Annotated in this window: 22 protein-coding genes; 12 read left to right on the top strand and 10 right to left on the bottom strand. The window is 62.2% G+C overall.

Annotation, left to right across the window (positions count from 1 at the left end):
- Positions 1–43 precede the first annotated feature (43 nt).
- The 4 genes from P3S72_RS27900 to P3S72_RS27885 all read right to left on the bottom strand — a co-directional run bounded on the left by P3S72_RS27900 (position 44) and on the right by P3S72_RS27885 (position 4,736).
- The gene (locus P3S72_RS27900; RefSeq protein ID WP_276195183.1) at positions 44–1,018 is read right to left on the bottom strand and encodes a serine/threonine protein kinase; all 975 of its coding nucleotides are present in this window, start codon (positions 1,016–1,018) and stop codon (positions 44–46) included.
- Between the two features lie 168 nt (positions 1,019–1,186).
- Positions 1,187–3,085 carry a PhoX family phosphatase gene (locus tag P3S72_RS27895; RefSeq protein ID WP_276195182.1) on the bottom strand — a complete coding sequence of 633 codons (1,899 nt, stop codon included), beginning with the start codon at positions 3,083–3,085 and terminating at the stop codon, positions 1,187–1,189.
- A gap of 90 nt (positions 3,086–3,175) precedes the next feature.
- Positions 3,176–3,940 carry a TOBE domain-containing protein gene (locus tag P3S72_RS27890; protein ID WP_276195181.1) on the bottom strand — a complete coding sequence of 255 codons (765 nt, stop codon included), beginning with the start codon at positions 3,938–3,940 and terminating at the stop codon, positions 3,176–3,178.
- A gap of 58 nt (positions 3,941–3,998) precedes the next feature.
- Positions 3,999–4,736 carry a ComF family protein gene (locus P3S72_RS27885; protein WP_276195180.1) on the bottom strand — a complete coding sequence of 246 codons (738 nt, stop codon included), beginning with the start codon at positions 4,734–4,736 and terminating at the stop codon, positions 3,999–4,001.
- A gap of 92 nt (positions 4,737–4,828) precedes the next feature.
- Between P3S72_RS27885 and bioB the strand changes: the two genes are divergently transcribed.
- From bioB to P3S72_RS27835, 10 genes are all read left to right on the top strand, one after another.
- On the top strand, positions 4,829–5,884 hold the full coding sequence (gene bioB, locus P3S72_RS27880; protein ID WP_276195179.1) for a biotin synthase BioB: 1,056 nt from the start codon (positions 4,829–4,831) through the stop codon (positions 5,882–5,884).
- A gap of 144 nt (positions 5,885–6,028) precedes the next feature.
- Positions 6,029–7,210, top strand: coding sequence for an 8-amino-7-oxononanoate synthase (bioF, locus tag P3S72_RS27875; protein ID WP_276195178.1), 1,182 nt, complete (start codon positions 6,029–6,031; stop codon positions 7,208–7,210).
- Positions 7,203–7,934: an alpha/beta fold hydrolase gene (locus P3S72_RS27870; RefSeq protein WP_276195177.1), complete on the top strand. Its 732-nt coding sequence runs from the start codon at positions 7,203–7,205 to the stop codon at positions 7,932–7,934. Before bioF ends, P3S72_RS27870 begins: the two co-directional genes overlap by 8 nt.
- Positions 7,927–8,739: a malonyl-ACP O-methyltransferase BioC gene (bioC, locus tag P3S72_RS27865; RefSeq protein WP_276195176.1), complete on the top strand. Its 813-nt coding sequence runs from the start codon at positions 7,927–7,929 to the stop codon at positions 8,737–8,739. The genes P3S72_RS27870 and bioC overlap by 8 nt, the downstream gene beginning before the upstream one ends.
- Complete coding sequence (gene bioD, locus P3S72_RS27860) at positions 8,736–9,416, top strand: dethiobiotin synthase (protein ID WP_276195175.1); 681 nt, start codon at positions 8,736–8,738, stop codon at positions 9,414–9,416. The genes bioC and bioD overlap by 4 nt, the downstream gene beginning before the upstream one ends.
- A gap of 104 nt (positions 9,417–9,520) precedes the next feature.
- The gene (locus P3S72_RS27855) at positions 9,521–9,802 is read left to right on the top strand and encodes a pyrroloquinoline quinone biosynthesis protein PqqE (protein WP_276195174.1); all 282 of its coding nucleotides are present in this window, start codon (positions 9,521–9,523) and stop codon (positions 9,800–9,802) included.
- A gap of 249 nt (positions 9,803–10,051) precedes the next feature.
- Positions 10,052–11,857, top strand: a complete 1,806-nt coding sequence (locus tag P3S72_RS27850) for a phenylacyl-CoA dehydrogenase (protein WP_276195173.1) — start codon at positions 10,052–10,054, stop codon at positions 11,855–11,857.
- A 204-nt stretch (positions 11,858–12,061) separates the two neighbouring features.
- Positions 12,062–13,351 (top strand): GGDEF domain-containing protein, encoded by a 1,290-nt coding sequence (locus P3S72_RS27845; RefSeq protein ID WP_276195172.1) that lies wholly within the window; start codon positions 12,062–12,064, stop codon positions 13,349–13,351.
- 90 nt (positions 13,352–13,441) lie between these two features.
- The gene (locus P3S72_RS27840; RefSeq protein WP_276195171.1) at positions 13,442–15,211 is read left to right on the top strand and encodes an acyl-CoA dehydrogenase C-terminal domain-containing protein; all 1,770 of its coding nucleotides are present in this window, start codon (positions 13,442–13,444) and stop codon (positions 15,209–15,211) included.
- A 122-nt stretch (positions 15,212–15,333) separates the two neighbouring features.
- On the top strand, positions 15,334–17,112 hold the full coding sequence (locus P3S72_RS27835) for an acyl-CoA dehydrogenase C-terminal domain-containing protein (RefSeq protein WP_276195170.1): 1,779 nt from the start codon (positions 15,334–15,336) through the stop codon (positions 17,110–17,112).
- Positions 17,113–17,338: 226 nt separating this feature from the next.
- On the opposite strand, the gene P3S72_RS27830 is transcribed toward P3S72_RS27835, so the two are convergent.
- The gene (locus P3S72_RS27830) at positions 17,339–18,238 is read right to left on the bottom strand and encodes a LysR family transcriptional regulator (RefSeq protein ID WP_276195169.1); all 900 of its coding nucleotides are present in this window, start codon (positions 18,236–18,238) and stop codon (positions 17,339–17,341) included.
- 209 nt (positions 18,239–18,447) lie between these two features.
- On the opposite strand from P3S72_RS27830, the gene P3S72_RS27825 reads away from it, so the two are divergent.
- Together P3S72_RS27825 and P3S72_RS27820 are read left to right on the top strand one after the other, a co-directional pair.
- Complete coding sequence (locus P3S72_RS27825) at positions 18,448–19,716, top strand: aminotransferase class III-fold pyridoxal phosphate-dependent enzyme (protein ID WP_276195168.1); 1,269 nt, start codon at positions 18,448–18,450, stop codon at positions 19,714–19,716.
- A gap of 182 nt (positions 19,717–19,898) precedes the next feature.
- Positions 19,899–20,057, top strand: coding sequence for a YqaE/Pmp3 family membrane protein (locus tag P3S72_RS27820; RefSeq protein WP_010207008.1), 159 nt, complete (start codon positions 19,899–19,901; stop codon positions 20,055–20,057).
- 5 nt (positions 20,058–20,062) lie between these two features.
- Here the strand turns inward: P3S72_RS27820 and pqqE are convergent, their stop codons facing one another.
- The 5 genes from pqqE to pqqA form a co-directional block, all read right to left on the bottom strand.
- Entirely contained in the window at positions 20,063–21,214 is a 1,152-nt protein-coding gene (gene pqqE, locus P3S72_RS27815) for a pyrroloquinoline quinone biosynthesis protein PqqE (RefSeq protein ID WP_247404515.1), read from the bottom strand.
- Complete coding sequence (pqqD, locus tag P3S72_RS27810) at positions 21,186–21,461, bottom strand: pyrroloquinoline quinone biosynthesis peptide chaperone PqqD (protein WP_276195167.1); 276 nt, start codon at positions 21,459–21,461, stop codon at positions 21,186–21,188. The genes pqqE and pqqD overlap by 29 nt, the downstream gene beginning before the upstream one ends.
- Complete coding sequence (gene pqqC / locus P3S72_RS27805; RefSeq protein ID WP_276195166.1) at positions 21,458–22,210, bottom strand: pyrroloquinoline-quinone synthase PqqC; 753 nt, start codon at positions 22,208–22,210, stop codon at positions 21,458–21,460. The genes pqqD and pqqC overlap by 4 nt, the downstream gene beginning before the upstream one ends.
- Before the next feature lie 11 nt (positions 22,211–22,221).
- Positions 22,222–23,133, bottom strand: coding sequence for a pyrroloquinoline quinone biosynthesis protein PqqB (gene pqqB, locus P3S72_RS27800; protein ID WP_253399713.1), 912 nt, complete (start codon positions 23,131–23,133; stop codon positions 22,222–22,224).
- A 71-nt stretch (positions 23,134–23,204) separates the two neighbouring features.
- The gene (pqqA, locus tag P3S72_RS27795; protein ID WP_003194766.1) at positions 23,205–23,279 is read right to left on the bottom strand and encodes a pyrroloquinoline quinone precursor peptide PqqA; all 75 of its coding nucleotides are present in this window, start codon (positions 23,277–23,279) and stop codon (positions 23,205–23,207) included.
- Positions 23,280–23,354: the final 75 nt, after the last annotated feature.

Genomic DNA, 23,354 nt, shown 5'->3' with positions numbered 1-23,354 from the left:
ACCGTTATCGGGAGCAAGCCCCCTCCCACAGGAAGCAACGCCGTCAGAACAGTTTCAGCGGTTCTTCGTTGAGCGCCGACAACTGTTCGCGCAACGCCAGCACCTGATCACCCCAATACCGCTCGCTGCCGAACCACGGAAAGCTGTGCGGGAACGCCGGGTCATCCCAGCGCCGTGCCAGCCAGGCGCTGTAGTGCATCAGGCGCAAGGCGCGCAGCGGTTCGATCAGCGCCAGTTCACGCGGGTCGAAATCGTGGAATTCCTGGTAGCCGTCCATCAACTCCGACAACTGGCCCAGGCATTCCTGACGGTCGCCGGCAAGCATCATCCACAGGTCCTGCACGGCGGGGCCCATGCGGCAGTCATCGAGGTCGACGATGTGGAACATCTCATCGCGGCACATCATGTTGCCGGGGTGGCAATCGCCGTGCATGCGGATGTTCTTGTGCGGCGTGGCCTTGTACACCTCTTCCACGCGCTTGAGCAGGTCGCGGGCCACGGACTCGTAGGCCGGCAGCAGGCTTTTGGGAATGAAGTTGCCTTCGAGCAGGGTGGCCAGGGAATCGTGACCGAAGTTCTTCACACCCAGGGCTTCGCGGTGTTCGAACGGACGGGTCGCGCCGACCGCGTGCAAGCGCCCGAGTAACTGGCCAAGGCGATAGAGCTGGTCCAGATTGCCCGGCTCCGGCGCCCGGCCGCCACGGCGCGGAAACAGGGCGAAGCGGAACCCGGCGTGTTCGAACAGGCTGGCGCCGTTATGGATCATCGGCGCGACCACCGGCACATCGCACTCGGCCAGCTCGAAGGTAAAGCTGTGTTCTTCGAGGATCGCCTCGTTGGTCCAGCGCTGTGGCCGGTAGAACTTGGCGATCAGCGGTTCTGAGTCTTCGATGCCCACCTGATACACACGGTTTTCGTAGCTGTTGAGCGCCAATACGCGCGCATCGCTGAGGAAGCCGATACTTTCGACAGCGTCGAGCACCAGATCGGGGGTGAGTGTTTCAAACGGATGGGCCATGCAAACTCCTGCGCGCAGCAGGGCGCCGCGTCCGACCCGGTATGGTAACGCACCGGGCTTGAGATAGGGGGCAGCTGTGCCATTGCTATCGGGAGCAAGCCCCCTCCCACATTTTGATTTGTGAATACCTTCAACTGTGGGAGGGGGCTTGCCCCCGATGACGGTCTATCAGGCCCCGACAATCCCACCATCATCCCGCCGAATCGCCATCACCGACGACCGCGGCTTGCCATTGGGCAGATGCTCCGGCCAGGTCGAACCACCGGTTTCCCCTGGATGCTGAATCCCCACGAACAAGGTCTTCTGATCCGGCGAGAAGCTGATCCCGGTCACCTCGCACGCCACCGGCCCGACCATGAAGCGACGGATTTCCCCGGTGCTCGGGTCGGCGCAGAGCATCTGGTTATTGCCCATGCCGGCGAAGTCGCCGCTGTTGCTGTAGTCGCCGTCGGTCAGGATCCACAGGCGCCCGGCGTTGTCGAAACCCAGGCCGTCGGGGCTGTTGAACATGTTCTGCGGGTTGATGTTGGACGAGCCGCCCTTCGGCGTACCGGCATGCACGCCGGGATTGCCGGCGACCACAAACAGATCCCAGGTGAAATCGGCGGCGCCGTGGTTATCCGCGTTGGCCTTCCAGCGCAGGATCTGGCCGTAGACGTTTTTCTCGCGTGGGTTGGGGCCGCCGACGGGCTGGCCGTCTTCGCCACGCTTGGCGTTGTTGGTCAGGGTGCAATAGACCTGGCCGTCGGTGGGGCTGACCACGATCCATTCCGGGCGGTCCATGCGCGTGGCTTTCACCACACTGGCTGCCTGGCGTGCGTGGATCAGCACTTCGGCCTGGCTGGCAAAACCTGTGCTGGCGTCGATGCCGTTTTTGCCATGGGTCAGCTCGACCCACTGGCCTTTGCCCTTGGGGTGGTCGGCGTTGCCGTCGCCCGCGTCGAAGATCGCAACAAACAGGGTGCCGTGGTCGAGCAGGTCTTTGTTGGCCTTGGGGTTCTGGTGATTGATCGGGTCGCGGCTGACGAACTTGTAGATGAACTCGCCGCGCTCGTCGTCGCCCATGTACACCACGGCGCGGCCGTCGCGGGTTTCCGCTAGGGCGGCGTTTTCATGCTTGAAGCGGCCGAGGGCGGTGCGTTTGGCGGGCGTGGACTGTGGGTCGAACGGGTCGATTTCCACCACCCAGCCATGGCGATTGAGCTCGTTGGGGTGCTTGGCCATATCGAAACGCGGGTCGTGTAGGTGCCAGTTGATGTCTTTGCTGGCCGCGACCACGCCGTAGCGCTTTTGCCCGGCGTCGAAGGCTTGCTGTGGGTTGCTGCTGCCGAAACAGTCGGTGAAGTTCTCTTCGCACGTCAGATAAGTGCCCCACGGCGTCTTGCCGTTGGCGCAGTTCTGGAAGGTGCCGAGGGCTTTCTTGCCGGATTTGTCGGCGCTGGTTTTCAGCCAATCATGGCCGGCCGCCGGGCCGCTGAGGCGGATCGGCGAGTTACCGTGGATGCGCCGGTTGTAGCGCGAGTCCTGGACGAACTGCCAGGTGTCGCCCTGGCGGCGCACTTCGATCACCGACACGCCTTCGCTGGCCTGGGCCTTGCGCACGTCTTCGGCCGATTGCGGCGCGCCGCCGTGGGCGAAGAGGTAGCGGTAGTTGGTGTATTCGTTGTTGATCGCCATCAGCGCGCGGTTGTCGTCACCGGGGAAGGCGAACAGGCTCATGCCGTCGTTGTTGTCACCGAACTGCTGCTCCTGGGCCTTGGCCGTGCCGTTGCCGGACGGGTCGAACGCCGGGGCGTTCTTGTGCAGCGGCTGGCCCCAACTGATCAGCACCGAGGCGCTGTAGCCGGGCGGCAGGGTAATGCTGTCGCTGGTGGCGGCGGCGATGCTGGCGAACCCCAGCAGCGGGCTGGCGTTGGCGGCATTCACGGCCAGGGCGCTGCGGCTCAGCAGGTTGCCGCCGAGGAACATTGCGGCACCGCACAGGGCACCGGCGCCGATGAAGCGGCGGCGGGTGAGGCCGACCATCTGTTCGAGGTCGGTGGCTTGGTTTTCTTCTAATAGGCTCATGTCAGGCTCCCTGCGGTTTTTGCAAACACCTTAAGGAGCGGGCGTGACGAAATTGTTGCAGTTTAAAGGTGGGCGCAGCCGGGCCACCGCCTAGACGGGTGTGCCGAGCAACACATTGCTCGGCGCGAATTGCACCTGGATCGGTTGGCCTTCGGCGGCGCCCAGGGTCTTGAGCGCGTGGGGCTGGGCCAGGGCGCAAAGCACCTGGCCGTTGGGCAGGGCAATCCGCACCTCGCTGGGGCCGTCCTCGGCGTCGAGAATGGCGTCGACGCTGCCGATCAGGCAATTGTGTCCGGGTGTTTCGGGGTGCTCGCTGGCGCACACTTCCAGCCAGCCGGCCTTGATCAGGGCGACCACTTCAACGCCGGCTTCCAGCTCCAGCCGTTGCGTGCTGTCGTGGGTGATCTGCGCGTCCAGCGCCAGGCCGCCGGCCAGTTGCAGGCGGATCAGATCATTGCGGCCGTGGCGCTCGATGGCGACGACCTGGCCATGCAGTTGGTTGCGCGCACTGGTGCGCAGCATCAAGCGGCCCAGCAGGTTGAAGTCGCTGGCGGCTTCGTCCGAGCCGAGCACTTCGGCCTGTAACACTTGCAGGCGCTGATAGAGGCGCAGCACGCGCTCACCTTCGGCCGTCAGCTTGGCGCCGCCGCCGCCCTTGCCGCCAACGCTGCGTTCCACCAGCGGGTTTTGCGCGAGGTTGTTCAGTTCGTCGATGGCGTCCCAGGCAGCCTTGTAGCTCAAGCCGGCGCTCTTCGCCGCGCGGGTGATCGAACCCTGCTCGGCGATATGCGCCAGCAAGGCGATGCGCTGGGGGCGACGGATGATGTGTTGGCTGAGGGAGGTCGGCAGAGACATGGGACTACGCTTCGATGAGATGAACGGAACGTTGCGGGCAAGGCCGGGCGGAGTCAAGTCAGGCGCCCGGTTTGGGCGTGCGGGCCAGGCAGTACACGTCAACCTGTCGCGCCCCGGCGTCCATCAACAGGCGTGCCAGGCTGTGGGCGGTCGCGCCGGTGGTGAGCACGTCGTCGACCAGCGCAAAGTGGCGGTCGTGTACCGGTATGTCGCGCGCCAGGGCGAAGGCGCCGCGCAGGTTGCGTTGGCGGGTCTTGGCGTCGAGCGCCTGCTGCGCGACGGTTTCATGCGGGCGTAACAACAGGTGTTCATCGTAGGCAATGTGCAGCTCGGCGCTGAGCCAGCGCGCCAGCATCAGCGCCTGGTTATAGCCGCGCTCGCGCAGGCGTTTGCGCGCCATGGGCACCGGCAACAGGCAGTCGGGGCGCGGCAGTTCGGCATTGTCGAAGCGGTGTTGCAGGTGGCGTCCCAGCAAGCAGCCCAGCAGATGCCCGAGGGGCCAGCGCGCCTGATGCTTGAACCGGCTGATCAGCGTGTCGATGGGGAAGCTGTAGGTCCAGGCGGCGATGACCTGTTTAAAGGCCGGCGGGTGTTTCTGGCACTGGCCGCAGATCAGGCCGTCCATCGGCAAGGGCAGGGCGCAGACTTCGCACTGCTCCATTAGCCAGGGCAGCTCGGTTTCGCAGACGTTGCACACACAATCGGCCGACTCAGTAACTTCGTCGCAGATTAAACAGCGCTGTGTGTTTTTTAACCATATGTAAACTTGGTGTTTGTATCCAGGTTGACAGTGCATGAATCTTCCTTAAATATGCCGAGCATCCGTGTCGCGTCTGTGGGTATTGCCCTTCCCGCAGCGCTTGCCAAAGCATAATCAAGGAATCGCCCATGAGCGCCCGCACCACTGCCACCCTGCGTCACGATTGGTCTTTAGCTGAAGTCAAAGCACTGTTCGTGCAGCCGTTCAATGACCTGTTGTTCCAGGCGCAGACCGTGCACCGCGCGCATTTCGATGCGAACCGTGTGCAGGTGTCGACGCTGCTGTCGATCAAAACCGGCGCCTGCCCGGAAGATTGCAAATATTGTCCGCAGTCGGGCCACTACAACACCGGCCTGGAAAAAGAAAAGCTGATGGAAGTGCAGAAGGTCCTCGAAGAGGCAGCCCGCGCCAAGGCCATCGGTTCGACCCGCTTCTGCATGGGCGCGGCGTGGAAACATCCGTCGGCCAAAGACATGCCCTATGTGCTGCAGATGGTCGAAGGCGTGAAGGCCATGGGCCTGGAAACCTGCATGACCCTCGGCCGTCTCGACCAGGACCAGACCGAAGCCCTGGCCCAGGCCGGCCTCGACTACTACAACCACAACCTCGATACGTCGCCGGAATTCTACGGTTCGATCATCACTACCCGCACCTATGCCGAGCGTCTGCAAACCCTGGCCTACGTGCGTGATTCGGGGATGAAGATCTGCTCCGGCGGCATTCTCGGCATGGGCGAGTCCCTCGACGACCGCGCCAACCTGCTGATCCAACTGGCCAACCTGCCGGAGCATCCGGAGTCGGTGCCGATCAACATGCTGGTGAAGGTGGCCGGGACGCCGCTGGAAAACGCCGAGGACATCGACCCGTTCGACTTCATCCGCATGCTGGCGGTGGCGCGCATCCTGATGCCGCAATCGCATGTGCGCCTGTCGGCCGGCCGTGAGGCGATGAACGAGCAAATGCAGGCCCTGGCGTTCTTTGCCGGCGCCAACTCGATCTTCTACGGCGACAAACTGCTGACCACCGCCAACCCGCAGGCCGACAAGGACATGCAACTGTTCTCGCGCCTGGGCATCCTGCCGGAAGCGCGTGAAGAGCACGCCGATGAAGTGCACCAGGCGGCGATCGAGCAAGCGTTGGTTGAGCAGAAAAGCAGCGAGCAGTTCTACAACGCCGCAGTTTGATCCAAATGCGATCCAAATGTGGGAGGGAGCTTGCTCCCGATAGCGGTGGGTCAGTTAATGCATTTCATACTGATACGCCGCCATCGGGAGCAAGCTCCCTCGCACATTTTCTGACCGAGTTGAACCTGCCAATCCGAGGCCTGCATGTCTTTCGATCTCGCCGCGCGTCTCGCTGCCCGTCGTGCCGAACACCTTTACCGCCACCGCCCACTGCTGGACAGCCCGCAAGGCCCGGAAGTGGTGGTGGACGGTCAACCGTTACTGGCGTTCTGCAATAACGATTACCTGGGCCTGGCCAATCACCCGCAGGTGATCGAGGCCTGGCGTGCCGGTGCGTCCCGTTGGGGCGTGGGCGGTGGCGCTTCGCACTTGGTGGTCGGGCATGCCACGCCGCACCATGAACTGGAAGAAGCCCTGGCCGACCTTACCGGGCGCCCGCGCGCGTTGCTGTTTACCACCGGCTACATGGCCAACCTCGGCGCGGTCACGGCGTTGGTGGGGCAGGGCGATACGGTGCTGGAAGACCGTCTCAACCATGCCTCATTGCTGGATGCCGGCCTGTTGTCCGGGGCGCGCTTCAATCGCTACCTGCACAACGACGCCGCCAGCCTGGCCAAGCGCCTGGAGAAAGCCACCGGCAATACCCTGGTGGTCACCGATGGCGTGTTCAGCATGGACGGCAACCTGGCCGACTTGCCGGCGCTGGCCCGTGAAACGCGGGCCAAAGGCGCCTGGTTGATGGTGGACGACGCCCATGGCTTCGGCCCGCTGGGCGCGAACGGCGGCGGCATCGTCGAGCATTTTGGCTTGAGCCAGGAAGACGTGCCGGTGCTGGTCGGCACCCTGGGCAAAGCGTTCGGCACTGCCGGCGCTTTTGTCGCGGGCAGTGAGGAGTTGATCGAAAGCCTGATCCAGTTCGCCCGGCCCTACATCTATACCACCAGCCAACCCCCGGCCCTGGCCTGCGCCACCCTGAAAAGCCTGGAGCTGCTACGCACCGAGCATTGGCGACGCGAGCACCTCAACAGCCTGATCCGCCAGTTCCGCCAGGGCGCCGAGCAGATCGGCCTGAGGCTGATGGACAGCTTTACGCCGATTCAGCCGATCCTCATCGGCGAGAGTGCCAAGGCCATGGCGTTGTCGCGGATGTTGCGCGAGCGCGGCTTGATGGTCACGGCGATCCGCCCGCCCACCGTGCCCGCCGGCAGCGCCCGTTTGCGCGTGACGCTGACGGCGGCCCACAGCGCGGCGCAGGTGCAGCTATTGTTGAACGCATTGGAAGAGTGTTTCCGCTTGTCAGGTGCCACGGAGCCCGACCATGCGTGATCGACTGATATTGCTGCCCGGCTGGGGCCTTGGCGTTTCGCCGCTGGAGCCCTTGGCCGCCGCACTGCATGGCCTGAACGAACACCTGCGCGTACAGATCGAGCCGTTGCCAGCGTTGGGCTCCAGCGACCTGGGCGAATGGCTCGACGAACTCGACGCGACGCTGCCGGACAACGCTTGGCTCGGCGGCTGGTCTCTGGGCGGCATGCTCGCTTCCGAGCTGGCCGCACGGCGCGGCGAGCGTTGTTGTGGGTTGCTGACCCTGGCGAGCAACCCGTGTTTCGTCGCCCATGATGGCTGGCCGAACGCGATGCCTGGCGAAACCTTCGATGCGTTCCTTACCGGTTGCCATGCCGACTCCCAGGTCACCCTCAAGCGTTTCGGCCTGTTGTGTGCCAAAGGCGCCGCAGACCCGCGCGGGCTGGCGCGTTTGCTGGTCAGTGGGGCGCCGAATACGCCGTCGAACGTGTTGATGAGCGGCCTTGAGCTGCTGGCTCAACTGGACACCCGCGACGCCTTGGTGGCCTATCGCGGCCCGCAATTGCATCTGTTCGCGGGCCTGGATGAGTTGGTGCCCGCCGAAGCCGCCAGCGACCTGCTGAGCCTGCTTCCGGATGTCGAAATCGGTCTGATTGAACAGGCCGGTCACGCTTTTCTCCTGGAGGACCCCCACGGTGTAGCGGGGGCCATCCAGGCTTTTTTGCACGAGTGCGTTGATGACTGATTTAGCCCATGCCTGCCTGCCGGGCGGGTTGCCGGACAAGCGCCAGGTGGCGGCATCGTTTTCCCGTGCCGCCGCCAGTTACGACAGCGTGGCCGAGTTGCAGCGGGCGGTGGGGCATGAACTGCTGGCCCGTCTGCCGGCGGCCTGCACCGCGCAACGCTGGTTGGACATGGGCTGTGGCACCGGTTATTTCAGCCGCGTGCTGGGCGATCGGCTGCCTGCCGGCCAAGGTGTGGCGCTGGATATTGCCCAAGGCATGCTCAACCATGCGCGGCCGTTGGGCGGCGCGCAGCATTTCATCGCCGGTGATGCCGAGCGCCTGCCGTTGCAGGCGGCCAGTTGCGGGCTGATCTTCTCCAGCCTGGCGGTGCAATGGTGCGCGGATTTCGCGGCGGTGCTCAGCGAAGCCTATCGCGTGCTGCAACCGGGCGGCGTGCTGGCCTTCGCCAGCTTGTGCGTGGGCACATTGGACGAGTTGCGCGAAAGCTGGCGGGCGGCGGATGGGCTGGTCCACGTCAACCGCTTCCGCACCTTCGAGGCCTATCAACAGCTGTGCGCGGCCAGCGGCTTCCAGGTGCTGAGCCTGGAGCGGCGCGCCCATGTGTTGCATTACCCGGATGTGCGCAGCCTGACCCATGAATTGAAGGCGCTCGGTGCGCACAATCTCAACCCGGGGCGGCCGGGCGGGTTGACCGGCCGTGCGCGGGTTGTTGCATTGATCGACGCCTACGAGCAGTTCCGTCAGGCCCAGGGCCTGCCGGCCACCTACCAAGTGGTGTACGCCGTGCTGGAGAAACCGCTATGAGCGCGGCTTATTTCATCACCGGCACCGATACCGATGTCGGCAAGACCACCATCGCCGCCGGCCTGCTGCATGCCGCGCGCCTGGCCGGCAAAAGCACCGCCGCCGGCAAGCCGGTTGCCTCGGGCTGCCAGGTCACCGCCAAAGGCTTGCGCAACGCCGATGCGCTGGCGCTGCTGGCCGAGTGTTCGTTGCCGTTGAGCTACGCCGAGGTCAACCCGGTGGCGTTCGAGCCGGCCATCGCGCCGCACCTGGCTGCGCGCGAGGCGGGCGTTGCGCTGACGGTGCAATCGCTGCTCAAACCGATGCAGCAGATCCTCGACCGAAAAGCCGATTTCACCCTGATCGAAGGCGCGGGCGGCTGGCGTGTGCCGTTGGCCGATCAGGACAACCTGTCCGACCTGGCCATGGCGCTGCAATTGCCGGTGATCCTGGTGGTGGGTGTGCGCCTGGGTTGCATCAGCCATGCGCTGCTCACGGCCGAAGCCATCGCCCGCGACGGCCTGCCGCTGGCCGGTTGGGTGGCGAATATCATCGACCCGAATACCTCTCGTCTGGAAGAAAACCTCGCCACCCTGGCCGAACGCTTGCCCGCGCCGTGCCTGGGCCGGGTGCCCAAACTCAAGCACGCCGGCAGCAAAGCGGTGGCCGAGTACCTGCACTTGGACCTGCTTGACTGATTTTGGCTATCGACAAGGCATTGTGCCATTAGTGTTTTTGACGGGCCTTTTGCCAGAATGTCTGCTTCAATTCAACTTCACGATTCTCTCAGCAGGTCCACGCCATGGAAATCTCTGGCAGCAGCGCGTTTTATTCAGGCTTGAGTACGATTCAAGCCGGGCAGAGCCGCGTCGACCAGGCCGCAGGCAGGATTGCCAGCGCCGTCACTACCCAGCCGTCGGACGCCCAGAGCGACCTGCTGCGGGCCAATGACCGCGCCCAGCCTTCCAACTCGGCGAGCAATATGGTCGAAATGGCCCAAGGTAAATTTCAGGTGGAACTGGGCGCGAAAGTCGCCAAGGCTTCCGACGAAATGCTCGGCACGTTGATCGACACCTTCGCCTGACCTCCCTATGGCAATGCGGTGTACCCGGTACACCGCTAGCGCCTACATCGTCTGTTTTTTCCGATAACCCTTGTGGCACCTCGCCGCAGGCATTGTCGTGCGCGCTGTTGACCCGCGTCATGACAAACGGCAGCGGGACGACGCTTGACATCCCCAGGTCGTAAACGTATGTTTCAAACACCTGTTTGACCGCAACAACAAATCCCACGCGGTTGTTCATCCCAGATACATCAGCAGAGGTTTATCGCTATGCCTGACTACAAGGCCCCCTTGCGTGATATTCGCTTCGTTCGTGACGAACTGCTCGGCTATGAAGCGCACTATCAGAGCCTGCCGGCTTGCCAGGACGCTACTCCGGACATGGTTGACGCCATTCTCGAAGAAGGCGCCAAGTTCTGTGAGCAAGTACTGGCACCGTTGAACCGTGTGGGTGACATCGAAGGGTGTACCTGGAGCGAGTCAGGCGTTAAGACCCCTACTGGTTTCAAAGAAGCCTACAAGCAGTTCGTCGAAGGTGGCTGGCCGAGCCTGGCCCACGACGTGGAGCACGGTGGCCAAGGCCTGCCGGAATCCCTGGGCCTGGCAGTCAGCGAAATGGTCGGCGAAGCCAACTGGTCGTGGGGTATGTACCCAGGCCTGTCCCATGGTGCGATGAACACCATCTCCGAGCACGGCACCCCCGAGCAGCAAGAGGCCTACCTGACCAAACTGGTGTCGGGCGAATGGACCGGCACCATGTGCCTGACCGAGCCACACTGCGGCACCGACCTGGGCATGCTGCGCACCAAGGCCGAACCTCAGGCCGACGGTACCTATAAAGTCTCCGGCACCAAGATCTTCATCTCGGCCGGCGAACACGACATGGCCGATAACATCGTCCACATCGTATTGGCCCGCCTGCCGGACGCACCGGCCGGCACCAAAGGTATCTCGCTGTTTATCGTGCCTAAATTCCTGCCGAACGCCGATGGCTCGATCGGTGCGCGCAACGCGGTGACCTGTGGTTCCCTGGAACACAAGATGGGCATCCACGGTAACGCCACCTGCGTGATGAACTTCGACGCGGCCACCGGTTTTCTGATCGGCCCGGCGAACAAAGGCCTGAACTGCATGTTCACCTTTATGAACACCGCTCGCCTGGGCACCGCGCTGCAAGGCCTGGCCCACGCTGAAATCGGCTTCCAGGGCGGCCTGAAATATGCGCGTGACCGCCTGCAAATGCGTTCCCTGACTGGCCCGAAAGCGCCGGACAAGGCCGCCGACCCGATCATCGTCCACCCCGACGTGCGCCGCATGCTGCTGACCATGAAAGCCTTCGCTGAAGGTAACCGTGCGATGGTGTACTTCACCGCCAAGCAAGTGGACATCGTCAAGTACGGCACCGACGACGAAGCCAAGAAACAGGCCGATGGCCTGCTGGCATTCATGACCCCGATCGCCAAGGCGTTCATGACCGAAGTCGGTTTTGAATCCGCCAACCACGGCGTGCAGATCTACGGCGGTCACGGCTTCATCGCCGAGTGGGGCATGGAGCAGAACGTGCGCGACAGCCGCATTTCGATGCTGTACGAAGGCACCACCGGCATCCAGGCGCTGGACCTGCTCGGCCGTAAAGTGCTGATGACCCAAGGCGAAGCGCTCAAGGGCTTCACCAAGATCGTGCACAAGTTCTGCCAGGCCAACGAAGGCAACGAAGCGGTCCAAGAGTTCGTGACGCCGCTGGCTGCGCTGAACAAAGAGTGGGGCGAGTTGACCATGAAGGTCGGCATGGCGGCGATGAAAGACCGTGAAGAAGTCGGTGCCGCTTCGGTGGACTACCTGATGTACTCCGGTTATGCCTGCCTGGCTTACTTCTGGGCCGACATGGCGCGCCTGGCGGCCGAGAAACTGGCAGCCGGCACCAGCGAAGCGGCGTTCTACACCGCCAAGCTGCAGACCGCGCGCTTCTACTTCCAGCGCATCCTGCCGCGTACCCGTACTCACGTGGTCACCATGCTGTCGGGCGCCAACAACCTGATGGACATGAAAGAAGAGGACTTCGGCCTGGCTTACTAAGCCTCACCGAGCCCACTTGAAAAACCGTCGCTCCTTCTCGGGGCGGCGGTTTTTTTTGCGCGATAAAAAACACAGCGCAGCGCTCAGGGATTGCGATGGTCTGCCGTTACAGTGATGGCAATGTGATACAAGCCGGGCAGGGTATGTTTAACTGCCTGAACTGTGGCACAGTGCCATCATTCCTGGCGGGTCGGAGTTTTACCCTTGTCACGCGCGTCCGCTTTACGTTTCAGTCATTTCCTACCTTCACTGCTGCTGTTACTGGCCGGGCTCTCGGCTGCGTATGTCAAAGATCTCAACGTCTTCTTTACCTCGCTGTTCAACGTGTTGCCGACCCTGGTGCTGTTGCTCGGCGGTTCGTATTGCGCGGTCTATCGTCGCCAGCGCGAACTGTTCCTGATGATCACGGTGTATATCGCCTACTTCCTGCTCGATACCCAGACCGACTTCTACCGCGACAACGGCCGCGTGCGCGAAGACGCCGCCGTGGTGTTCCACTTGTGTTGCCTGTTGCTGCCGCTGCTGTTCAGCATCTATGCGCTGTGGCAGGAAAAAACCCACTTGTTCCGTGATTTTGTCGCGCGCTGTGCGGTGCTGCTGGCGATCGGCAGCGTGGCGTTGGCCCTGGAGCAAAGTTATCCCCAGGCGCTGCTGAACTGGCTGGCGGAAATCCGCTGGCCGGCGCTGCATGGCACCTGGATGAGCCTGATCCAGCTGTCATACCCGATGTTCCTGATCGGTTTTCTGACCTTGGCGGCGCAGTACTGGTACCAACCGCGTCCGTTGCACGCGGCGCAGATGGTGGGGTTGATCGGGCTGTTCTGGATGTTGCCGCAGACGTTTATCCTGCCGTTCACCCTGAACATCATGTGCAGCCAGGTGATGCTGACGATTGCGGCCGCGGTGGCTCACGAGGCGTATCAAATGGCGTTTCGCGACGAGCTGACCGGCCTGCCTGGGCGGCGCGCGCTCAACGAGCGCATGCAGCGGCTGGGACGCAACTATGTGCTCGCGATGAGCGACGTCGACCACTTCAAACGCTTCAACGACACCCATGGTCACGACGTAGGGGACCAAGTGCTGCGCCTGGTGGCCAGCAAGCTGTCGAAGGTCAATGGCGGCGGACGCGCCTACCGTTATGGCGGTGAAGAGTTCGCCGTGGTGTTTGCCGGCAAGACCCTGGATGAGTGCATGCCGCACTTGGAAGAACTCCGCGAGATCATCGCCAACTACGACATCAAGCTGCGCAACCCGGACCGCCCGCAGGATGACCTGCAAGGCCGCCAGCGGCGCGCGGGCAGCGGTGCGTCGAGTGTGTCGGTGACCGTCAGCATCGGCGTGGCCGAGCGCCAGGCCGAGCACCGCACGTCCGAAGAGGTGCTCAAATCCGCCGACCAGGCGCTGTATGCCGCCAAGGGCGCCGGGCGTAACTGCGTGGTCGCGGCCGGGCAAACCCGCCGTGGCGCGGTGCGCACGCAGAGTGCTGCCGGTTGAGTGATAGCGCTGTATTCAGCGGCTCTACAGTAATTGTTCGCGGCGGCGGCCGGCAGTAGGTTGAAACCATCTGCTGCCGGAGACATTGCCATGCCTGAGTACAAAGCTCCCCTGCGCGACATGCGCTTTCTGATCGACAACGTGTTTGATTTCCACGCTCACTACGCCGCCCTCGGCGCGACAGACGCCAGCCCGGACATGGTCAGCGCGATCCTCGAAGAAGGTGCGAAATTTTGCGAGAACGTACTCGCGCCACTCAACCGCAGCGGCGATGAAGAAGGCTGCCATTTCGACAAAGGTGTGGTGACCACGCCCAAGGGCTTCAAGGAAGCGTTCGCCCAGTATGTGCAAGGTGGCTGGCACGGCGTGGCGGCCGACCCGGCCTACGGTGGCCAAGGCTTGCCGCAATCTCTCGGGCTGGTGCTCAGCGAGATGATCGGCTCCAGCAACACGTCCTGGGGCATGTACCCAGGGCTGACGCACGGCGCGATGTCGGCGATCCACGCCCACGGCACCGACGAACAGAAAGCCACCTACCTGAGCAAACTCACCGCCGGCGAATGGACCGGCACCATGTGCCTGACCGAAGCCCATTGCGGCACCGACCTGGGCCTGATCAAGACCCGCGCCGTGCCCCAGGCGGATGGCAGCTATGCGGTCAGCGGCAGCAAGATCTTCATCTCCGCCGGTGAGCACGACCTGAGCGCCAACATCATCCACCTGGTGCTGGCCAAGCTGCCGGATGCCCCGGCCGGCACCAAAGGCATCTCGCTGTTTATCGTGCCCAAGTTCCATGCGGATTCGGGCGAGCGCAACGCGGTACATTGCGGCTCCATCGAGCACAAGATGGGGATCAAGGCCTCGGCCACCTGCGTGCTGAACTTCGACGCTGCCAAGGGCTTTTTGATCGGCGAGGCGAACAAAGGCCTCAACTGCATGTTCACCATGATGAACCACGCGCGCCTCGGCACCGGGATGCAAGGGCTGTGCAATGGCGAAGCGAGCTTTCAGGGCGCGGTCAAATACGCCAACGACCGCTTGCAAATGCGCGCGCTGACCGGCGCCAAGGCCCCGGAAAAAGCTGCCGACCCGATCATCGTCCACCCCGACGTGCGGCGCATGCTGCTGACCATGAAGGCGTTCAACGAAGGCAACCGGGCGCTGACCTATTTCACCGCGCAACTGCTCGACACCGCGCACTTGAGCCGCGACGCCGGCCAGCGCCAGGAAGCCGAAGACCTGCTGGCGTTCCTTACGCCGATCTGCAAAGCCTTTATGACCGACACCGGGCTGGAGGTGACCAACCACGGCATGCAGGTGTTCGGCGGCCATGGTTTTATTCGCGAGTGGGGCATGGAGCAGTTGGTGCGCGATTGCCGGATTGCGCCGATCTACGAAGGCACCAACGGCATTCAGGCGCTCGACTTGCTGGGGCGCAAGGTGCTGGGCAGCCAGGGCAAGCTGCTGCGCGGTTTTACGCGGATTGTGCATAAGTTCTGCGAGGCGAATGCCGAGCATGCGCAGCTCAAGGCGTATGTGGCGCAACTCGATCAACTGAACCAGCAATGGGGTGAGCTGACAACCAAGGTCGGGCTGGCCGCGATGAAAAACCCTGACGAAGTGGGCGCTGCTGCGGTGGACTACTTGATGTACAGCGGCTACATCATCCTCGCCTATCTGTGGCTGCGCATGGCGATCGCGGCGCAGACGCATGATGATGCCGAGTTTGCCAAGGCCAAGCTGGCCACCTGCGACTTTTACTTCAAGCGCTTATTGCCACGCACCGCCACCCATCGGGCCGCCGTGGAGGCGGGCAGCGAGTGCCTGATGAGTCTGCCCGCGGAGGCATTTGGCTTGTGATGACCTAAAAATACCAATCGGTCACAAGTGGACCCTATGTGTCTGAAAAGTTGTTCGGGTACACTCGGCGCCTGTAAAACCGACCCTATCGAATCACTTTTTACGTTCTCACGAGGTTTGCCATGGCTGATTACAAAGCGCCGCTGCGTGATATGCGCTTCGTCCTCAACGAAGTGTTTGAGGTCGCCACACTTTGGGCCCAATTGCCGGCATTGGCAGACACGGTCGACGTCGAAACCGTTGAGGCAATCCTCGAAGAAGCCGGCAAAGTCACCGCCAAATCCATCGCCCCGCTCAGCCGCAGCGGCGATGAACAGGGCTGCCGCTGGGCAGACACCGTTGTCAGCACCCCGGACGGTTTTCCACAGGCCTACACCACCTACGCCGAAGGCGGTTGGGTGGGCGTGGGCGGTGATCCGGCCTTTGGCGGCATGGGCATGCCCAAGGCGGTCTCGGCGCAGGTTGAAGAGATGATCAACTCGTCGAGCCTGGCCTTCGGCCTGTACCCGATGCTGACCTCCGGCGCTTGTGTATCGATCAACACCCACGCGAGTGAAGTACTCAAGGCAACCTACTTGCCGAATATGTACTCCGGCAAGTGGGCCGGCTCCATGTGCCTGACCGAGGCCCATGCCGGTACTGATCTGGGGATTATCCGCACCAAGGCCGAGCCGCAGGCTGACGGTTCCTACACCATCAGCGGCACCAAGATCTTCATCACCGGCGGTGAACACGACCTCACCGAGAACATCATCCACCTGGTGCTGGCCAAACTGCCGGATGCCCCGGCCGGTCCCAAGGGCATCTCGTTGTTCCTGGTGCCGAAGTTCATGGTCAATGCCGACGGCAGCCTGGGCGCGCGTAACCCGGTGAGCTGTGGCTCCATCGAACACAAGATGGGGATTCAGGCCTCGGCGACCTGCGTGATGAACTTTGACCAAGCCGTGGGTTACCTGGTGGGTGAGCCGAACCGTGGTCTGGCGGCGATGTTCACCATGATGAACTACGAGCGCCTGGGCGTGGGTATCCAAGGCCTGGCGTCCGGTGAGCGGTCCTACCAGAACGCGATTGAATACGCGCGCGACCGCCTGCAGAGCCGTGCGCCGACCGGCGCGCAGGCCAAGGATAAAATCGCCGACCCGATCATCGTCCACCCCGACGTGCGTCGCATGCTGCTGACCATGAAGGCGTCGAACGAAGGCGGCCGTGCATTCTCCACATATGTGGCGATGCAGCTGGATATCGCCAAGTTCAGCGAAGATACCGCCGCCCGCGAGCGCGCGGATAGCCTGGTAGCCTTGCTGACCCCGGTGGCCAAGGCATTCCTGAGCGATCTGGGCCTGGAAACCACGGTGCTCGGCCAACAAGTCTTTGGCGGCCACGGTTACATCCGCGAGTGGGGCCAGGAGCAATTGGTGCGTGATGTGCGCATCACCCAGATCTACGAAGGCACCAACGGCATTCAGGCCCTGGACCTGATGGGACGCAAGATCGTCGGCAGTGGCGGTGCGTTCTACACCTTGTTCGCTGATGAGATCCGCCAGTTCACCGCCACTGCAGGCGCGGAGCTGGCCGAGTTCACCACGCCGCTCAACGCCGCAGTGGATAGCCTGGATGAATTGACGGCCTGGGTGCTGGATCGCGCCAAGAGCAACCCGAATGAAATCGGTGCGGCCTCGGTGGAGTATTTGCATGCATTCGGATACATGGCCTACGCCTATATGTGGGCAATGATGGCCAAGGCGGCGCTGGGCAAAGAGGCCGAGGAAGACTTCTACGCCAGCAAACTGGGCACTGCGCGCTTCTACTTTGCCCGTCTGCTGCCGCGTATTCACTCGTTGAGTGCGTCTGTAAAAGCCGGTAGCGAATCGCTGTTTTTGCTGGATGAGTCCCTGTTCTAAGGGTGTAGAGGCTTTGTAAGCATTCTCTTACATGACGTGCTGCTAATCGTCCTCTATCGCCAAATTGGATCCACGGATAATCTACTTCACATGGACGTCGCGCAGGAAGCGCAAAGCAACAACACGGACACGTAGGATTCTGCCAGGATGGCGGAGTGAAAGGGATGTCAGGGAAACAGTCTGCAAAACCCCGCCTCGGCGGGGTTTTCTTTTGCCCGCGAAAAAGTCAGGCCGGCACCTGCGGGGCATTCATCACGTCCTCCAGCAAGGTGCGCAGCAACGCCAACGTCGCTTGCTGGCGCTGCACATCGCGGCAGACCAACCCCACTTTCAGCGGCACCCTGGGTTCACTCAAGGGTTTCCACAGCAGCGCCTTGCTGTTGTGTTCGTCCTGGGAGCGTCCCGGTAGCACCGTGGCCAATTTGGTATGAGGCAGGCTGTCGAGAATCCCCACCATGGTATTCAACTCCGCCTGTACCTGCGGGCGCCGCCCGAGGTTGGACAACTGGCTCTGCCAGATCTGCCTGATCTGAAACTCCTCCCCCAGCAGTAACATCGGCAACTCGGCCGCCTGTGTCAGGGAGACTTTCTTGAATTCACGCAGGGGGTGATCCTCCGGGATGACCACCTTCAGCTCATCTTCATACAGCAGCACGCCGTGCAACCCCGGCTGGCGGGGTGGCAGGTAACTGATGCCGATGTCCAGCGAGCCGTTGAGCAGGCGCCGTTCAATTTCAATCCCGGTCAGTTCGTAGATTTGCACCACTAGGTGCGGCTGGGCCTTGCGCACGCGCTCCAGCATTTGCGGGACCAGGCTGGTGTGTACGGTTTGCAGCACGCCGATGGCCAAGGTGCGCAATGCCTGGCCCTTGAAGTTGCGCAATGCCTCCACGGCTTGCTGCATGCCATCGATCAACGGCAAGGCGTGGTTGTATAACGTATGGGCTGCGAGGGTCGGCAGCAGGCGCTTGCTGCTGCGTTCGAAGAGGCTCACATCGAGGTTTTGTTCGAGCTGGCGGATCTGCTGTGACAGGGCCGGTTGGGAGATCGACAGACGCTCAGCGGCACGGCCTACGTGGCCTTCCTCATACACCGCGACGAAATAACGCAGTTGCTTAAAATCCATAAGTAATTCTTATCGAAAAAGCTGGAAAATCGAAATGGCCGATGGCCCCCGAGACGCCTAGTCTAGCGCCTATCCACAAGGCTTACAGGGCCAGATCGGGCGATGATTAGCGTTTATGTTGATGGTATTTGCATAGGCAAGACAAAAAACCTCCAGGCAGGTTTTACGGGGTACACCGACCACGGCATGCTTGCCATGGGAGAAAAAGTGTGAACCTGTTCAATTTGCGCCGCTCGGCGGCCAGTCTGGATGACTTGATCCTGGATGCTTGCGGCGAAGATTTTCCCAGTGAATGCTTGATGCCTACCGTAGCGCGCCCCCCGCAGGTCTTCGTGCGCGGTCAGGGTTCCTGGTTGTGGGACAGCGATGATCGCGCCTATCTGGACTTCAGCCAGGGCTGCGCGGCCAACAGCCTCGGCCACAGCCCGCAGGTATTGATCAGGGCCTTGGCCGATCAGGCCCATGCGCTGATCAATCCCGGTCACGGTTTGCATAACCGCCCCCAACTCAACCTCGTCGACCGCCTGTGCCACCGCACCGGCAGCGATCAGGCGTATTTGCTCAACAGCGGCGCGGAAGCCTGTGAAGCGGCGATCAAACTGGCGCGCAAGTGGGGCCAGCTGTATCGCGGTGGCGCTTATCGCATCATCAGCGCCAGCAACGGTTGCCATGGGCGCAGCTTCGCGGCGATGTCGGCTTCGGCGAGCAGCCGCGAAAACCGCTTTGAACCGCAGCTGCCGGGCTTCAGCCACGTCCCGCTCAACGATCTGGCGGCGCTGCACGCGGCCGTTGATGCGCAAACCGTTGCCATCATGCTCGAGCCGATCCAGAGCGAAGCCGGCGTTATCCTCGCGACCGAGCATTACCTCAAGGGTGTCGAGCGACTGTGCCGCGAGCTGGGTATTTTGCTGATCCTCGATGAAGTGCAAACCGGTATCGGCCGTTGCGGCACCTTGCTTGCCGAAGAGCACTACGGTGTGCGCGCCGACATCATTACGCTCGGCAAAGGCCTGGGCGGTGGTGTGCCGCTGGCGGCACTGCTGGCGCGCGGCAAAGCCTGTTGCTTCGAAGTCGGTGAGCTGGACGGCACCCATCATGGCAATGCGCTGATGGCCTCGGCCGGGGTGGCGGTACTCGATACCGTGCTGGGGCACGGTTTCTTCGAGCATGTACAAGAGTCTGGTTGCTACCTCGGCGAAGGTCTTGCCCGCCTGTCTTACCGCTACAGCCACGGTCAACTGCGCGGCCACGGCCTGATGTGGGGACTGACGTTATCGGATGATTCTGCAGACGCTGTGGTAAAAGCCGCTCTGGACGAAGGACTTATCCTCAACGCCCCGCAACCCAACTGCCTGCGCTTCACCCCGGCCCTAACGGTGAGCAAAAGCGACATCGACGAAATGCTCCTGCGCCTGACTCACGCTTTTTCCCGGGTGCGTACCGCACAGGTGCAATGCCGCAAGGGCATCGCCGTTTGACCCCTAATTCCTGAACCGTCTCGCGGTATACGCGGCGCCCCCAGCTTGTTTGTTTTGGCTGGGGGCGTTTTTTTTTGTTCAGAGAAGGGTGGCCGCAGTGCCAGATCCCACTGAACCCTCACGAACGTCCAAGGTCGATTAGCTAGACGGCTCACACGAGCCGATTTTCAGGAGCTGACCCCATGGACATCATTCGCATCATCATCGCCATCCTGTTGCCGCCACTGGGTGTGTTCCTGCAAGTGGGTTTCGCCGGCGCGTTCTGGCTGAATATTCTGCTGACCTTGTGCGGTTACTTCCCAGGCATCATTCACGCGGTGTACATCATCGCCAAGCGCTGAGGCCCTCAGCCTTTTGCGATGAGCCGGGAGTTGCGCTCGTTGCGAAAGGCCAGTTGCTCGATGGTCTGGGTGGCGTGTTCGGCGTCTTCCCGGGCTTGAAGGATGATGCCGTGGTGCTCGGATTTGCTGCACACCGGGTCGGCGTTGCTCGCATCGCCGGTCAGCATGAACGCCTGGCAACGGCAGCCGCCGAAGTCCTTCTCCTTTTCATCGCATGAGCGGCACGGCTCCGGCATCCAGTCGTAGCCGCGAAAGCGGTTGAAACCGAAGGAGTCGTACCAGATGTGCTGCATGCTGTGGTCACGCACATTAGGAAATTGCACCGGCATCTGTCGGGCACCGTGGCAGGGCAGGGCGGTTCCATCCGGAGTGACTGTCAGAAAGATGCTGCCCCAGCCGTTCATGCAGGCTTTCGGGCGTTCTTCGTAGTAATCCGGGGTGACGAAAATCAGCTTGCACGGGTGCCCTTCGGCTTCGAGCTTGGCGCGGTATTCGTTGGTGATACGTTCGGCGCGCACCAGTTGTTCCTGGGTCGGCAACAACCCCACACGATTGAGCTGCGCCCAGCCGTAGAACTGGCAGGTGGCGAGTTCGACAAAGTCCGCCTCCAGTGCAATGCACAGCTCGATGATGCGGTCGATCTTGTCGATATTGTGCCGATGAGTGACGAAGTTCAGCACCATCGGGTAGCCGTGGGCCTTCACCGCGCGAGCCATTTCGAGTTTTTGTGCGAAGGCCTTTTTCGAGCCGGCCAGCAGGTTGTTCACCTGTTCGTCGCTGGCCTGGAAGCTGATCTGGATATGGTCCAGACCCGCCTTTTTGAAATCGCTGATCTTCTGCTCGGTCAAGCCGATGCCGGAAGTGATCAGGTTGGTGTAGAAGCCCAGTTTGCGCGCTTCGGCAATCAGTTCGGCGAGGTCCTGGCGCACCAGCGGCTCACCGCCGGAAAAGCCCAACTGCGCGGCACCCATCTCGCGTGCTTCGCGAAACACCTTGATCCATTGCTCAGTGCTCAGCTCCTTGCCCTGCTCGGCGAAATCCAGCGGGTTGGAGCAATACGGGCACTGCAGCGGGCAGCGATAGGTCAGCTCGGCGAGCAGCCACAGCGGCAGACCGATGGCCGGTTGTTCAGGCAAGCGTGATCCAGTGCTGAGCACGGGCGACCTCCATGAATTGCTCGATGTCGTCACCGAGCTCAGGCACACCAGGGAATTGTTCATCCAGCGCGACGATGATCGCCGTGACGTCGCGCTCACCGTCGATCAACCCGCCAATCAACGCGGCGCTGTCGTTGAGCTTGATCATGCCTTCCGGGTAGAGCAGCACATGGCCTTTTTGCGCAGGCTCGTACTGGAAGCGATAGCCCGGACGCCAGACCGGTGTTCTGCTGCGATCAAAGCTCATAGGGTGATCCCTTTATGCCAGACCCGCTGCTCGGTCACGCTGTGATACGGCGGGCGATTCAGTTCGTAGGCCATGCTCATGGCATCGAGCATGCTCCACAGGATGTCCAGTTTGAACTGGAGAATTTCCAGCATGCGCTCCTGGCCTTCACGGGTGGTGTAGTGCTGCAGGGTGATCGCCAGACCATGCTCCACATCGCGGCGGGCCTGGCCCAGGCGGGTGCGGAAATACTCATAGCCGGTGGGGTCGATCCACGGGTAATGCTGCGGCCAGCTGTCGAGACGCGATTGGTGGATCTGCGGCGCGAACAGTTCGGTCAGCGAGCTGCTGGCGGCTTCCTGCCAGCGCGCACGGCGGGCGAAGTTGACGTAGGCGTCCACCGCAAAGCGCACGCCGGGCAGCACCAGTTCCTGGGAGCGCAGTTGGTCCGGATCGAGGCCGACGGCCTGGCCCAGGCGCAGCCAGGCTTCGATGCCGCCGTCTTCACCGGGGGCGCCATCATGGTCGAGCAGGCGCTGAATCCACTCGCGACGGATTTCGCGGTCCGGGCAGTTAGCCAGGATCGCGGCATCCTTCAGCGGAATGTTCACCTGATAGTAGAAACGGTTCGCGACCCAGCCCTGGATCTGCTCGCGGGTGGCGCGGCCTTCATACATCGCCACGTGGTACGGGTGATGGATATGGTAGAAGGCGCCCTTGGCCCGCAGGGCATGCTCGAACTCGGCGGGCGTCAACGGTGTGTCAGTCATGTCGTCTGCTCCTACAATTCAATGCTCATGCCATCGTAAGCCACTTCGACATTGCGCCGCACCAGCTCGGCCCGCTCGGGAGAATCTTCATCGAGGATCGGGTTGGTGTTGTTGATGTGGATAAGCACCTTGCGCTGCTTAGGCAGGTGTTCCAGCACTTCGAGCATGCCGCCTGGTCCGTTCTGCGACAGGTGGCCCATCTCGCGGCCGGTGCGGGTGCCGACGCCACGGCGCTGCATTTCATCATCGTCCCACATGGTGCCGTCCACCAGCAGGCAGTCGCTGCCGGCCATGATGTCCAGCAACGGCGCGTCAACCTTGCCCAGGCCCGGGGCGTAGAACAGTTTGCCGCCGGTGCGCAGGTCTTCGACGATCAGGCCGATATTGTCGCCGGGGTGCGGGTCGAAGCGGTGCGGTGAATACGGAGGTGCGGCACTGCGCAGCGGCAGCGGGGTGAAGCGCAGGTTGGGGCAGGCCGGGATGGTGAAGCTGGCGTCCAGCTCGATGCGGTTCCAGGCCAGGCCGCCGTTCCAATGGGTGAGCATGGTGAACAGCGGGAAACCACTGCTGAGGTCTTCATGGACCATGTCGGTACACCACACCTGGTGCGGGCAACCTTCACGCAGGCTCAATAGGCCGGTGGTGTGGTCGATCTGGCTGTCCATCAGGATGATCGCGCTGATGCCGGTATCGCGCAGTGCGCGGCCGGGTTGCATCGGCGCGAAGCCCTGCAGTTGTGCGCGGATATCCGGCGAGGCATTGCACAGCACCCAGTTCACGCCATCGTCGGAAATCGCGATGGATGACTGGGTACGCGCCTGAGCTCGCAGGCTGCCATCACGAAAGCCTGCGCAGTTCGCGCAGTTGCAGTTCCACTGCGGGAAGCCGCCGCCGGCGGCGGAACCTAGAATCTGGACAAACATGGCCGCTCCATCAAGCAAAGCTGAAAACAAAAACGCCCCGGACGGGCCGAGGCGTTGTATTACCCAGCCAATCAGCGGCTGGCGAAGTACATAGTCACTTCGAAACCGATGCGCAGATCAGTGTAAGCAGGTTTGGACCAAGTCATATTCTTACTCCTACGAAGGGATGGGGCGTTTACTACCAAGTAATACATATAGTCCACCTCCAATCGGAGATGTTC

The organism is Pseudomonas sp. D3, from assembly GCF_029320995.1.
Classification (GTDB): domain Bacteria; phylum Pseudomonadota; class Gammaproteobacteria; order Pseudomonadales; family Pseudomonadaceae; genus Aquipseudomonas; species Aquipseudomonas paraveronii.
This window is presented reverse-complemented; position numbering and strand designations above follow the sequence as displayed.